This is a genomic window from Pseudomonas sp. P110(2024), from assembly GCF_057480795.1.
Genome location: NZ_JBLIYT010000008.1, coordinates 53,512 through 66,790 on the forward strand (window position 1 = coordinate 53,512; position 13,279 = coordinate 66,790).

Annotated in this window: 9 protein-coding genes; 4 read left to right on the forward strand and 5 right to left on the reverse strand. The window is 65.8% G+C overall.

The genetic code is table 11. The annotated features are described in order from the left end of the window. Nucleotides 1–6: 6 nt before the first annotated feature. Genes ssuC through AC25ND_RS14200 form a run of 3 tightly spaced genes read left to right on the forward strand, consistent with a single transcriptional unit; the run spans nt 7 to nt 1,861 of the window. Nucleotides 7–804 (forward strand): aliphatic sulfonate ABC transporter permease SsuC, encoded by a 798-nt coding sequence (ssuC, locus tag AC25ND_RS14190; protein WP_028689215.1) that lies wholly within the window; start codon nt 7–9, stop codon nt 802–804. Beyond that, nucleotides 804–1,616 (forward strand): aliphatic sulfonates ABC transporter ATP-binding protein, encoded by an 813-nt coding sequence (gene ssuB, locus AC25ND_RS14195; RefSeq protein ID WP_197866076.1) that lies wholly within the window; start codon nt 804–806, stop codon nt 1,614–1,616. The genes ssuC and ssuB overlap by 1 nt, the downstream gene beginning before the upstream one ends. Nucleotides 1,617–1,645: 29 nt before the next feature. Then, nucleotides 1,646–1,861 (forward strand): TOBE domain-containing protein, encoded by a 216-nt coding sequence (locus AC25ND_RS14200; RefSeq protein WP_008095172.1) that lies wholly within the window; start codon nt 1,646–1,648, stop codon nt 1,859–1,861. A gap of 51 nt (nt 1,862–1,912) precedes the next feature. Here the strand turns inward: AC25ND_RS14200 and AC25ND_RS14205 are convergent, their stop codons facing one another. The 5 genes from AC25ND_RS14205 to AC25ND_RS14225 form a co-directional block, all read right to left on the reverse strand. Further along, on the reverse strand, nt 1,913–7,039 hold the full coding sequence (locus AC25ND_RS14205; RefSeq protein WP_197866072.1) for a dermonecrotic toxin domain-containing protein: 5,127 nt from the start codon (nt 7,037–7,039) through the stop codon (nt 1,913–1,915). Between the two features lie 71 nt (nt 7,040–7,110). Beyond that, nucleotides 7,111–7,752: a TetR/AcrR family transcriptional regulator gene (locus AC25ND_RS14210; protein ID WP_028689212.1), complete on the reverse strand. Its 642-nt coding sequence runs from the start codon at nt 7,750–7,752 to the stop codon at nt 7,111–7,113. Continuing rightward, nucleotides 7,752–9,329: a glutamate--cysteine ligase gene (gene gshA / locus AC25ND_RS14215; protein WP_162175249.1), complete on the reverse strand. Its 1,578-nt coding sequence runs from the start codon at nt 9,327–9,329 to the stop codon at nt 7,752–7,754. Before gshA ends, AC25ND_RS14210 begins: the two co-directional genes overlap by 1 nt. A 240-nt stretch (nt 9,330–9,569) precedes the next feature. Then, nucleotides 9,570–9,953, reverse strand: a complete 384-nt coding sequence (locus AC25ND_RS14220; RefSeq protein WP_186594824.1) for a PaaI family thioesterase — start codon at nt 9,951–9,953, stop codon at nt 9,570–9,572. Further along, on the reverse strand, nt 9,953–12,277 hold the full coding sequence (locus tag AC25ND_RS14225) for a Tex family protein (protein WP_486976394.1): 2,325 nt from the start codon (nt 12,275–12,277) through the stop codon (nt 9,953–9,955). Before AC25ND_RS14225 ends, AC25ND_RS14220 begins: the two co-directional genes overlap by 1 nt. A gap of 229 nt (nt 12,278–12,506) precedes the next feature. Between AC25ND_RS14225 and ompR the strand changes: the two genes are divergently transcribed. Further along, nucleotides 12,507–13,247 carry an osmolarity response regulator transcription factor OmpR gene (gene ompR / locus AC25ND_RS14230; RefSeq protein ID WP_028689209.1) on the forward strand — a complete coding sequence of 247 codons (741 nt, stop codon included), beginning with the start codon at nt 12,507–12,509 and terminating at the stop codon, nt 13,245–13,247. Nucleotides 13,248–13,279: the final 32 nt, after the last annotated feature.

Sequence of the window (13,279 nt, forward strand, 5' to 3'; positions counted from 1 at the left end):
GGGGTCATGAGTCGTGCATCCACCACCACCTGGTCCAAGCGCCTGGCGCCCTGGGCCCTGCCGATCCTGCTGCTGGCGATATGGCAACTGGCGGTCAGCGCGGGCTGGCTGTCGACCCGCATCCTGCCGGCGCCGAGCGCGGTGGTCAGTGCCGGTGTCGAGCTGGTGCGTAGCGGCCAGATCTGGACCCACCTGGCCATCAGCGGCTGGCGTGCCGGCCTGGGCTTCGTGATCGGCGGCAGCATCGGCCTGTTGCTCGGCTTCATCACTGGCCTGTCGAACTGGGGCGAGCGCCTGCTCGACAGCTCGGTGCAGATGATCCGCAACGTGCCGCACCTGGCGCTGATCCCGCTGGTGATCCTGTGGTTCGGCATCGACGAGTCGGCAAAGATCTTCCTGGTGGCGCTGGGGACGTTGTTCCCTATCTACCTGAACACCTACCACGGGATCCGCAACGTCGATCCGGCACTGGTGGAGATGGCGCGCAGCTACGGGCTGTCGGGCTTCGCGCTGTTCCGCCAGGTGATCCTGCCGGGGGCGCTGCCCTCGATCTTGGTCGGCGTGCGCTTCGCCCTGGGCTTCATGTGGCTGACGCTGATCGTCGCCGAGACCATCTCGGCCAACGCCGGCATCGGCTACCTGGCGATGAACGCCCGCGAGTTCCTGCAGACCGATGTGGTGGTGCTGGCTATCGTCCTGTACGCGGTGCTCGGCAAGCTGGCCGACCTGGCTGCCCGGGGCCTGGAGCGGGTATGGCTGCGCTGGCACCCGGCGTACCAGGTGGCGAAGAAGGAGGGCGCATGATGACCGTGCTCAAGGAACAGCCGCCACGCCTGCTGCGTGGCATCCCCCTGGCGGCCCGCGATCTGCGTCGCACCTTTGGCCAGCGTGAAGTGCTGCGCGGCATCGACCTGCACATTCCGGCCGGCCAGTTCCTCGCCATCGTCGGTCGCAGTGGCTGCGGCAAGAGCACCTTGCTGCGCCTGCTGGCCGGGCTCGACCAACCCAGCGCCGGCCAACTGCTGGCGGGGGCCGCACCGCTGGCCGAGGCCCGCGAGGATACCCGCCTGATGTTCCAGGACGCGCGTCTGCTGCCCTGGAAGAAGGTGATCGACAACGTGGGCCTGGGCTTGTCCGGCAACTGGCGGCCCCGTGCCCTGGAGGCACTGGAGGCGGTCGGCCTGGTCGATCGCGCCAACGACTGGCCGGCGGCGTTGTCAGGCGGCCAGAAACAGCGGGTGGCCCTGGCCCGGGCGCTCATTCACCAGCCGCGCCTGCTGCTGCTGGACGAGCCATTGGGTGCGCTGGATGCCCTGACCCGCATTGAAATGCAGCAATTGATCGAGCGCCTGTGGCGCCAGCACGGTTTCACCGTGTTGCTGGTCACCCACGACGTCAGCGAAGCCGTCGCCGTGGCCGACCGTGTGATCCTGATCGAAGACGGCGCCGTCGGCCTGGACCTGGTCGTCGACCTGCCCCGGCCACGGGTGCGGGGTTCGCACCGCCTGGCGGCGCTGGAAAGCGAAGTGCTCAACCGTGTTCTGTCCGTCCCGGGCACCCCGCCCGATCCGGAACCTGTAGCCCCCTTGCCCACGCAGTTGCGTTGGGCCCACTGAATCCTCGAAGCCCCAAAAGGAATGACGCCATGACCATCAAAGCCATCAACGTTCGCAACCAATTCAAAGGCACCGTGAAGGAAATCCTCGAAGGCCCGGTACTGTCGGAAATCGACGTGCAGACCGCCTCCGGTATCGTCACTTCGGTGATCACCACCCGCTCCGTGAAGGAGCTGGAGCTGCAGGTGGGCAGTGAAGTGATCGCGTTCGTGAAATCCACCGAAGTGTCCATCGCCAAGCTGTGATGGCTGCAGGGCGCCGTGCGGCCCATCGCAGGCTTGCCCCGCAGTAGCGGTTCAACCCTCGGTCGGTCTCAACCCGCCGAATAACGCGCTGGCCTGGCTTTCGTTGAGGGGGCCTCGCCACGCGTTGGCCCGCTGGTTGCGCTCGCTGGCCAACTTCAAGTGTCCGGCCTCCAGACGGGCGAAGCCGTTGCCGGGCCGTTTCTTGAAGTGGAAGTGGGCGTACCAGAGCGGCTCGCCGGTGCGTGCGTCATCGATGCGGTATTCCTCCAGGTATTCGATCGCCTGCCCCTGTTTGTTCTTCGCCGGCTCGAGCTGGCGGGACCACTTGATATCCACCTCCTCTTGCGCGTGCAGGTACTCCAAGTGGCCGGCTAGCGGCTGCGGCGTGGCTTTCGTCTGCTCGATACGCAGTTGCTTGCCCAGCGTTTGTAGGCCCGTGGCCGCTTGCTCGAGGTTGCGCGCCACGGCGCGCTGGGCCTCGCTCAGGGTGTCGCCGCCCTTGCGCAGGATGTCCTGGGCCAGGTCCTTGAGCGTGGTGGCATAGCCGTCTGCCAGATCCTGCAGGCTGGCCGGTGCCATGTTCAGGTTTTTGTATCGGCGCAGCTTGGCCTGCTGGTTGGCGACATTGCCCAGGCGTGTCCTGGCTGTCGCCATCAGGGACTGCAGGCTCGCCGTCGGCACCGGTGGTGTGGCTCGGGGCGATTGCCAGCGGTTTTCGGGTGTGCGCGAGAAGGTGGTCTGTGACTCCGGAGCCAGATGGTTGCCGATCTGCATCCGCGGTTGCCCGTCGATGGTGACCTCGCGGCCAATCAGCAGTTGCTGGTCGACGGTTTCGAACAGGCGGGGCCTGCTCGCGCCTCGGTTGATGCGAGCAGGCGTCCTGACCGGTGCCGATGCAGAGAGGGCGGCGTCGACCTCGGCCATCAACGTGGTCAACTCCGCGCGCATCGCTTGGGTGCTCTGCGCAGTGACGAAGTCGGGGAAGGTGTCCTGCCAACTGGTCATCTGGTTGTCGAAGCGCTGATAGCGTGCTTTCACCTGTTGTAGGAAACGGTGCTCCTGCGCCCGACTCAGCCCGGCGGAGGTCATGTCCTGATGGCTGAACAGCATGTTGCGCAGATGGGTGAGCTCCCGGTTTATCTGGCGCAACGCGAGCAAGAAGTCGTAGCCGGCCGTTGCTGGCAACCTGATCACATTGGCCGCCTGGATCGAAAGGCGCACGACCCGGTAGCCGTTCGGGTCCAGCGGCATGCCCAGCTTGTCGAGTTCCAACTGGTAGGTGGTGAGCTGTGGGCCCTGGACGGTATTCCTGAGGGTAGCTGCGCGGCGGAACTCTGTTTCCAGCTTTTCCAGCGAGTGCGCCATGCGGCCTTGCTCGGCGCGTAGCGCCTTCAACTGCGCAAGCGGGTCGGTGGGGTTGCTGTCCAGCGCATGCTGCAGTCGCCTGACCTCATCGAAATGTCCTTGCATCTGGAACTGGTATTGGCGAATCAGGCTGGGGTGCTGGTGCACCAGGTTGAACGCCAGGCCGTCGCGGAATTGCCTCGGCATCTGGCCCCACAGGGCCCGGCTGCTGCGCAGGCGCGCCAGGCTTTGCTCGTGGAAGATGACGAAGGTTTGCAACTGCTCCGTATAGGCGTGCTGGGCTTGGAGGACTGCCCTGGATTGGGTGATGGGCGCCGCCGAGCTGGCCGTGTGATCGGCGATGGCGCGTTTCAGCTTGTCCAGGCTGGCGGTTACCTTGGCCTGCTGAGTGAGGCGCCCTTGGTCGATATCCAGCGCCACTTGTTGCGGCGAACGCAGCGCAGGCTGGCGGCCAAGGTAGCCACGCAAATTCTCCCAACCCTGCTGGTAGAGGCGGCCGAGGAAGGCGCCGCCACCGGCCAGGCCGCCGTCCACCAGGCGCCCGCTCAAGCCCCCATGAGGCTGCCAGCCCCCCAGCTCGTCGAGCCGCACGGGCTGTTTGTAGGTCCGCGATGCGCTGCCCTTGAGACGCCAGGTCAGGTAGGTGGTGTCCCATTCCACGGGGTAATGCGCACCTTGGTGCAGGATATAGTCGTACCCGCTCTCGACATGCCGGTACACGCCTCGGCCGTGGGCATCAGGGTGAGTTGTCCAGCGCCCGACAGGGGCTTCGCTGGCGTATCCCTGGAAGGGCTGGGGGCGCCCTTGGCGGGTCACGGTCGTGGCGCGCAGGCCGGCAAGCTGCTGGCGACTGCGCGTGCGTGCCAGGACCTGGGGGTTGCTGGCCAGGACGGTGGGCGTGAGGTCGAAAACGGCATCGATCAGTGACTGGAACACGCTGTTCAGGTGTTCGACACCCTCGCCAGGGTCACCTCGCAGGAACGCCTCCACGCTGGCATTGGCGGCGTGCCAGCCGTCGTACAGGGCCACCAGCGCACCGACCCCAGGCAGGAAGCCCAGGGCCAGCTTGATGTAGTCGTAGACTCGCCCGTGGCTAATGGCTGCGTTTTCCAGGAACAGGTCCGTTTGGCTGCGGGATGAGGCGCGATGCTCCATGATCAGGCGGCCCATCAACAGGCTGGCCTGCACCTCGGCGATGGGTTCGGAGCGCACGGTGCCCGCCGCGATGAACCCGGAGAACGACTTGAGCAGGGCCTGGTTGATGTAGGACAGGTGGGTTTGGCTGTCCCCGTCGAGGGGGCGGCTGGCGAGGAAGTTGCGCATGGCATCGTCGATGGCCAGCTCTTCCAGGGCCAGGCACGCAGCCTCACGGCTGGCGTGCTGGCTGACGACCCTGCCGTTCGGGGCATCCGGCATCAGCAACAGCACGGGCCCACTGGCCGCTTCGAGGAGGAACAGACCGGCCAGCGGCACGTTGCGGGCGCTGCCGTCGGCCGCAACGCCTGGCCGCAGGTCCAAGCCCAGGTGGCTGACCGTTTTGGTCACGGTAGCGTCGAGCTGTTCCCGGCAGAAGCGCTGGAACATGTCTGCGCCTTCTTCATCGAGGGCCGCAGGCTGGCTGAGGGCCAGGATCTGCAATTGGTGCTCGAACGGTGCGCGCAGGGTTTCCTGACGCCACTGCGCTTCCCAGTCAGACTGCTGCTGGTCACCCTTGAAGGCGCGGAGTATCTGCTTTTCGTAGGCGCCGGCCAGGTCCAGGGTCTTCACCAGGTCGGCGATGTCGGTGTGGGTCAGCGCTTGCAGAGTGGGGGCGAGGGCAGGGGGGGCGAACACGATCCTGGCGTTGCCCAGGCGCAGGCGCAGGTCTTCATCCAGTGCCCAGAGCAGGAAGCGCTCCAGCGCGACGTCGCTGCGCTCGGCGCTGAAGGTGACGACTTCCTTGTAGGCGTTGCTGAAGCCGGACTCGGGCAGCGGCACACGCTGTATGCCTGTGCGATCGGCGATGTTCAGGGTGATCTTGGGGACGATGGTGAGTGCGCAGGTCGTGCGCAGGTGGGCGTACAGTCGGTCATGCGCGAACCGCTCGCGCTCGGGCAGGTCCTTGGCCAGCAGCGCACTGGAGGCGCGCATGGCGGTGCGCAGGGCGTCCAACACTGCCGCCAGCGCGGCGCGTTGGGGGGCATCGAGGTGCTTCAGGGTTTGCAGGCGTGCGTTCAGGTGGGCGGTGCGGTTGCGTTCGGCGAGCCGTTCGAACGCTTGCGTCCTGGCGGTATTGCGGCTGGCACCGAGCTTCCAGCGCAATTGCAATTGCGTGGTGGTATCGGCCTGGGTGAGCAGGACCAGGTGGGTTTGCACCAGGTAGTCGAAGGCATGGTTGGTGATGGGTGGGTTGACCAGCTTCGGCGTCAGGTCGGGGTCGTCCAAGCGCTGGACCAACGCGTTGGTGTCTTGCGGCCAGGCGCTTTCCAGCAGCGTTTCAGGCCAGGCGCCTTGGGCGGTGTTCAGCAGTTGGCGGAACAGTTGCGCCTCATCCTCGAAGCGCATCAGGCCGCCCTCGTGGCCCGGCTTGTAGAGCAGCACCGAGGTGTCGGGCTCGCTTGCGTTGTCTTCGGCGCGGGCCCTGAGGGTGAGGTAGCCGGTCAGGTGCCATGTACGGTCGCCCACCACCAGCTTCAAGGCGCCTGGCACGATGGGGCGCTGCAGGCTGGGTTCAGGCCGCTCCAGCAATGCGTGAACCCACGCCAGGTGCGGCGTGCCAAGCTCGCCCAGCGTGTGCTGAAACTCGGCTTCCTGCAATAAGAGGTTGGCGAAGTGCTGGCTGAGGTGCTCGAAGCGGTTGGCCTCGCCCCAGGTTTGTTCCGTCTGTGTCTCTGGGAGCTTGGCCAGCAGTTTTTGCAGGGCGTTGTCCAGTTCGTCCAGCTTGGCCTGGTGCGTGCGCAAGGTCGCCATGCGTGGGGACTTGGGCTCGGTGTCGCCCCCCAGGTAGAAGGCCAGCAACTGTTCCTGACGGTCGATTCGCTGCTTGCGCCAGCCGAGCGGCAAGCGTTCGTCCAGCACGTCGAAATGAACCTCTTCGAGCGCCAGGGCGTCGTCGTCGCTGACCCGTTGCGTCAGGTCCTGGCTCAATGCCACCGGGAGTTCCGCCTTGAACTCAAGCGGGTGTGCCTGAACGGCCAACAGGCTGTCCAGCAGATCGGTAAAGCCGTCTGCGGACCCGGCGATCACCTCGATGCTGCCGCTGTCGTCCATCAGTGCCACGGGTGGGTTGCGCCACAGGCGCTGGCGGTGCTCGTGCGCCCATTGCTTGAGCGACGCTTCGTCCTGGAAGGCGCGAATGGGGTTGTTGGCATCGGGGCGGTAGAGAACCCAGGGGTTGCCTGGCGCCGTCGGGCGGATCAGCAAGGCCCCTGGGCAGGCGCCGATCGGTGGACCCGGCTGCTGCCAGTGCAGTTGGGCGTACTGGGTGCTGTCACTCAGTTGGCACTGCTCCAGTGCCTTGGCCTGGAGGCGATCGAGGCCGTGGTTGAGCTCGAGCGCGCTCTGGAAATGCACGCGCAGTTGCCGCTGCGCGAACGCCCGGCGCGCGATCGACTGGCCGGGCATGCGGCTGTCCCAATGCTGCTGGAGCGACTGTGCACCTGTCGAAGGGGCTTGCTCGAACAGGCTCTGCAATGCCTTGGCGGCCTGGCGTCGGCGTTGATCCGACTCGGTCAGGGCGTTACCTCGCCCGGCGGCGATCCAGGTGCTGGGCGGCGTAACGGACTCGGCGAATTCGCCTGGGTTGGTATGAAGGAAAGCAGTGGCTTGCGTCATGGTCGTGGTCCACGTTGGCCTGAGTGCTGATAGAGGCGCTCATTTCAACGTCCGACCTCGGATGGTCTGCGTTACATGTTGCTGCTGTGGCGTTTTGCCAAGAACGGCGGCAAGTACAGCCCCAGGTACGCCTCGAACACCCGCATGCCTTCCTCGGCCATGCGCGCGGTGATTTGCTCGTGCAACTGCATCGAGCGGGCATAGACACGGTCGCTGAGCTCCATGGCCAAGGCGAACACGTCCACCTCGGTGGGCATCGGCGGGAGTTGGAAATGCTGGTCGAACAGCGTGTGCATCAGTTTGCCCAGTTCCAGGTCATGCTGACGGTCGGCCTGGACCACTTCGCTCAACCCGTGCTGGGCGAGGATCAGCTGCCGGGCGGCGGCGTCCTCGTGGTAGATGTCGAGCATGCGCTGCTCGATCAGCCGCGACAGTTGCGGCCAGGTACTGAACGCTGCGCTGTCGATGGGCGCGCTCAGGGCCTCGCGAAAAGCCCGGTGCACGTCGGCGGTCAGCGCCTCCAGCAAGGCCGGCACACTGGCGAAGAAGTGATACACCGACGACGGCGGAATCTGCGCCCGCTCGGCCACGCTGTAGATCGACAGGCCTGCCACCCCGTGCTCGGCCAGCAGCTCGCGGGCCGCGGCCTGGATCGTTTCGATCCTGGCCTGGCTGCTGGCGCGTGGCTTGCGCGGGGAGGCGGGTCGGGTCATCAGTTGCTGATCGCCAGGATGCTGGCTTGGTAGGCCCCGACGAACAGGTCGAAATCACCCACTTCCTGCTGCTCCAGGCGCGACTGCTCGGCCAGGGATTCACGGGCGAGGGTTTCGAAGGCCTGCTGGCGCTCGGCGGGCAGCGGCTGCTCGCGGAAGCTCTCGGCGTGCAGGCGGCTTTGGCGCAGGGAGAACTTGACGAAGCTCTCGTCGTGTTCGGTCATGCGCGCCAGCACCTGGGCCGAAGGCGTCAGCTCGGGGTCGTCGACCTTGGCCTGCTGCGCTTCCAGGGCCTTTGCGTGTGCGTTGCCGCCCTGGGCGCGGTCAAGCAGCCCGGCCAGCTGGCCGATGCGTTCGATCAGTTCGCTCGCCCATGTCTTCAGCGCGACCGGCTGGCCGTCACGGCGTAGCTCAAGGCCAGGGCGCCGGCCCTCCTTGACCACGGTGAGGAAGTTGTCGGTGCACTGGCCGCACTCGCCGTTGTCCAGCTGCGGGCTTTCTTCCAGGGCGCAGAACAGCAGGAAGGCGTCGAGGAAGCGCGCTTCGGTCAGGTCGATACCCACCGGCAGGAATGGGTTGATGTCCAGGCAGCGTACTTCCACGTACTGCACGCCACGGGAGGTCAGGGCCTGGATTGGCCGCTCGCCGGTATAGGTGACGCGCTTGGGGCGGATGTTCGAGTAGTACTCGTTCTCGATCTGCAGGATGTTAGTGTTCAGCTGTACCCACTCGCCATCCTTGTGGGTGCCGACCTCGACGTAGGGCGGGTAGGGCGTGCCGACGGCCTTGCGCAGGCTGTCGGTGTAGCTGGCCAGGTTGTTGTAGCAGGGCGTCAGGCCCGCCTGGGCGTTGCTCTGGTAGCCCAGGTCGCTCATGCGCAGGCTGGTGGCGTAGGGCAGGTAGAGGGTCTCGGCATCCAGCTCTTCGAGCTGGTGCGGGCGGCCACGCAGGAATCCTTTGTCCAGGGCCGGGGAGGCGCCGAACAGATACATCAATAGCCAGCTGTAGCGGCGGAAGTTGCGGATCAGTGCGATATAGGCCGAGGACTGGTAGTCGCGGTCGTCCTGCTCGCCGCCTTCGGCATCGCGCAGCAACGGCCACAGCGCCTCGGGCAGGGAGAAGTTGTAGTGGATGCCGGCGATGCACTGCATGGTGCGGCCGTAACGCAGGGCCAGGCCCTTGCGATAGACGTGCTTGAGCTTGCCGATGTTCGAGCTGCCGTATTCGGCGATCGGGATGTCTTCCTCGGCCGGCAGCGTGCAGGGCATTGACGGGCTCCACAGGTATTCGTCGCCCAGCTTGGTGTAGACGAAGCGGTGGATCTGGTCGAGGCTCTCGAGCACCTTGGCAGGGTCGGCCAGGGCCGGGGTGATGAATTCCAGCAGCGACTCGGAATAGTCGGTAGTGATCTGCTCGTTGGTCAGCGCCGAACCCAGGGCCTCGGGGTGCGGGGTCTGGGCCAGGCGACCGTCGTTGGTCACGCGCAGGCATTCGCGCTCAATGCCGTGCAGGCACTGCTTGAGCAGGTCGATATTGTCGCCGAGCAGGCTCAGGCGGCGGTTGAGGAGGTCGCTCAAGATGGATTCCTTCACGCGTCAGTCGCCCCAATATGGGGGTAGGGATGACGGTCTACAAGGGTAGTTGGGAAAGGAACTGGCGTTGTCGCCTGGTTTACGCGGTTCCGGCGCTGGCCTGTATGCGCCTGATCGCGGGGCAAGCCGCTCCCACGGAGCCTGTGAGCGTGCGTGGGAGCGGGCTTGCCCTGCGATCAGGTGTACAGCATTACGCCGAAAATACCGCAGATGGGGGCCTGTCAGCTAGAGAATCGCGAAGGTTCCCTGGGCCTTGGCCACCAGCTTGTCGTCCTGAAGCACGTCGGCGTCGACCACCAGCGTGCGCCGACCGGCGTGCAGCACCCGGGCGGTGCACAGCACCTCGCCTTCGCTGACGGCGCGCATGTAGTTGATTTTGCACTCGATGGTCACGCTCTGCTGATCGAAGCCATGGCTGGCCGAGCAGGCCAGGCCCATGGCGATGTCCACCAGGCTGAAGATCGCCCCGCCGTGCAGCTTCTGGCCACGGTTGCGCAGGTGCGGCTCAAGCGCCAGGGCCACCTCTGCAACACCCGTTTCCAGGCGTTGCAGGCGGCAGCCCAGGAGCTGGCTGAAGGCGCTCTCGACGTACGCTTTCGGTACGTCCATCACTTCTTCTTCAGCTGCTTGGCGTTGGCGAACAGCGACGCCATGGCGTTGTTGGCCGGCGCGGCGGTGCTGGTCTCGCGCTGGCGCGGCGCCTGATGCTGGCGGCTGCCGCCATTGCCACGGTTGCCACCGCGGTTACCCTCGACCTTCTCGCCTGGGGTGTCGCTCATGCGCATGGACAGGCCGATGCGTTTGCGCGGGATGTCCACTTCCATGACCTTGACCTTGACCACGTCACCGGCCTTGACTGCTTCACGCGGGTCCTTGACGAACTTCTCCGACAGCGCCGAGATGTGTACCAGGCCGTCCTGGTGCACGCCGATATCGACGAAGGCACCAAAGTTGGTGACGTTGGTCACCACGCCTTCGAGGATCATGCCCGGCTCCAGGTCCTTGAGGTCCTCGACGCCATCCTGGAAGGTGGCGGTCTTGAACTCCGGACGCGGGTCGCGGCCAGGCTTGTCGAGCTCCTGAAGGATGTCGGTGACGGTCGGCAGGCCGAAGGTCTCGTCGGTGAACTTCTTCGGGTCCAGGCGTTTGAGGAAACCGCTGTCGCCGATCAGCGAGCGAATGTCGCGGTCGGTGTCGGCGGCGATGCGCTGCACCAGCGGGTAGGCTTCCGGGTGCACTGCCGAGGCGTCCAGCGGGTTGTCGCCGTTCATCACGCGCAGGAAGCCGGCCGCCTGTTCGAAAGTCTTCTCGCCCAGGCGGCTGACTTTCTTCAGCGCGGCGCGGGTGGCGAACGGGCCGTTGGCGTCGCGGTGGGCGACGATGTTCTGTGCCAGGGTCGCGTTGAGGCCGGAGATGCGCGTCAGCAGCGCCACGGAAGCGGTGTTGACATCCACACCCACGGCGTTCACGCAGTCCTCGACCACGGCGTCCAGGCCGCGAGCGAGCTTCACCTGCGACACGTCGTGCTGATACTGGCCGACGCCGATGGATTTCGGGTCGATCTTCACGAGCTCGGCCAGCGGGTCCTGCAGGCGGCGGGCGATGGACACCGCGCCACGGATCGACACGTCCAGGTCCGGGAACTCGCGAGCGGCCAGTTCGGAAGCCGAGTACACCGAGGCACCGGCCTCGGAGACCATGATCTTGGTGATCTTCAACGCTGGGTATTTCTTGACCAGCTCGGCCACCAGCTTGTCGCTCTCGCGGCTGGCGGTACCGTTGCCGATGGCGATCAGCTCGACCGAGTGCTTGGCGCACAGCGCGGCCATGATGGAAATGGTGCGATCCCAGTCGTTCTTCGGCGCATGCGGGTAGACCGTGGTGTGGTCCAGCAGCTTGCCGGTGGCATCGACCACGGCGATCTTGCAGCCGGTGCGCAGGCCCGGGTCGAAGCCCAGCGTTGCGCGCGGACCGGCCGGGGCGGCCAGCAGCAGGTCGTGCAGGTTGTGGGCGAAGACGTTGATCGCCTCGCCTTCGGCGTTGTCGCGCAGTTCGCCGAACAGGTCGGTTTCCAGGTGGGTGTACAGCTTGACCTTCCAGGTCCAGCGCACCACCTCACCCAGCCATTTGTCGGCCGGGCGGTTGCGGTTTTCGATGCCGACATGGTTGCCAATCATCAGCTCGCACGGGTGCAGGGTGCCCGGCAGCTCTTCGCCGACTTTCAGCGAGGCGCTCAACACGCCTTCGTTGCGCCCGCGGAAGATTGCCAGGGCACGGTGCGATGGCGCGGTGCGCAGCAGTTCGTCGTGGGCGAAGTAGTCGCGGAACTTGGCGCCTTCCTCTTCCTTGCCAGTGATCACGCGGGCAGTCAGCACCGCTTCCTGCTTGAGGAAACCGCGCAGCTTGTCGAGCAGGGCGGCGTCCTCGGCGAAGCGCTCCATGAGGATGTACTTGGCCCCTTCCAGGGCGGCCTTGACGTCGGCCACGCCTTTTTCGGCGTCGACGAAACGTGCCGCTTCGCTTTCCGGGTCCAGCTGAGGGTCGTTGAACAGGCCGTCGGCCAACTCGCCCAGGCCCGCTTCCAGGGCGATCTGGCCCTTGGTGCGGCGCTTCTGCTTGTACGGCAGGTACAGGTCTTCGAGGCGGGTCTTGGTGTCGGCCAGCTTGATCTCGCGGGCCAGCTCCGGGGTCAGCTTGCCCTGCTCCTCGATGCTGGCCAGGATGCTGGCGCGGCGCTCGTCGAGCTCGCGCAGGTAGCGCAGGCGCTCTTCCAGGTGGCGCAGTTGGGTGTCATCCAGGCTGCCGGTCACTTCCTTGCGGTAACGGGCGATGAAGGGCACGGTCGATCCTTCGTCCAACAGGCCCACGGCCGCTTCGACCTGTTGTGGGCGCACGCCCAGTTCCTCGGCGATACGGCTGTTGATGCTGTCCATGAAAACCACCTGACAAATAGTGAATGCAAGGCCGCGGGTGGGCGATCTGGCCCGGCGGCGCTGGGTGAAAGCCGCGCATTATACCCATCGCGCCTGGCTTGCGGTGATGGCGCGGCGCCAGCCGACGACGGGGCGACAGTGGCATGCCGGGAAAAATCTGCTAACAATGCACACGGCACGCACTGCAGTGGCTACGCCATAATGCGCGGCGATATCAGAGGAGTTATTCATGACCAGCACCGCAAACGCCGCCGAAGGCGACAAGATTCTCATCGTCGACGACGACCCGGGCCTGAGCAGCCTGCTGGACCGTTTCTTCACCAGCAAGGGCTTCCGTGTCCGCACCGTGCCCAACGTCGAACAGATGGACCGCCTGCTGGCCCGTGAAGTGTTCAACCTGGTGGTCCTCGACCTGATGTTGCCGGGCGAGGACGGTCTGTCCGCGTGCAAGCGCCTGCGCGCGTCGAACAACCAGATCCCGATTATCATGCTCACCGCCAAGGGCGATGAGCTCAGCCGCATCAAGGGCCTGGAACTGGGCGCCGACGACTACCTGGCCAAGCCGTTCAACCCCGACGAACTGGTGGCCCGGGTCAAGGCCGTGCTGCGCCGCCAGTCCCCGAGCGTGCCAGGCGCGCCGGGCAGCGAGGAAGAGACCGTCACCTTCGGCGACTACGAGCTGTCGCTGGCCACCCGCGAACTCAAGCGCGGCGAGGAAACGCACATGCTCACCACCGGTGAGTTTGCCGTGCTCAAGGCCCTGGTCATGCATGCCCGCGAGCCGCTGACCCGCGACAAGCTGATGAACCTGGCCCGCGGCCGCGAGTGGGACGCCCTGGAGCGCTCCATCGATGTGCAGATTTCGCGCCTGCGCCGGATGATCGAGCCCGACCCGTCCAAGCCACGCTACATTCAGACCGTATGGGGTGTGGGCTACGTCTTCGTGCCGGACGGAAACGCCGGCAAATGAGCCTGTCGGCTCGTCAGGGTGCAGCAGGGCGA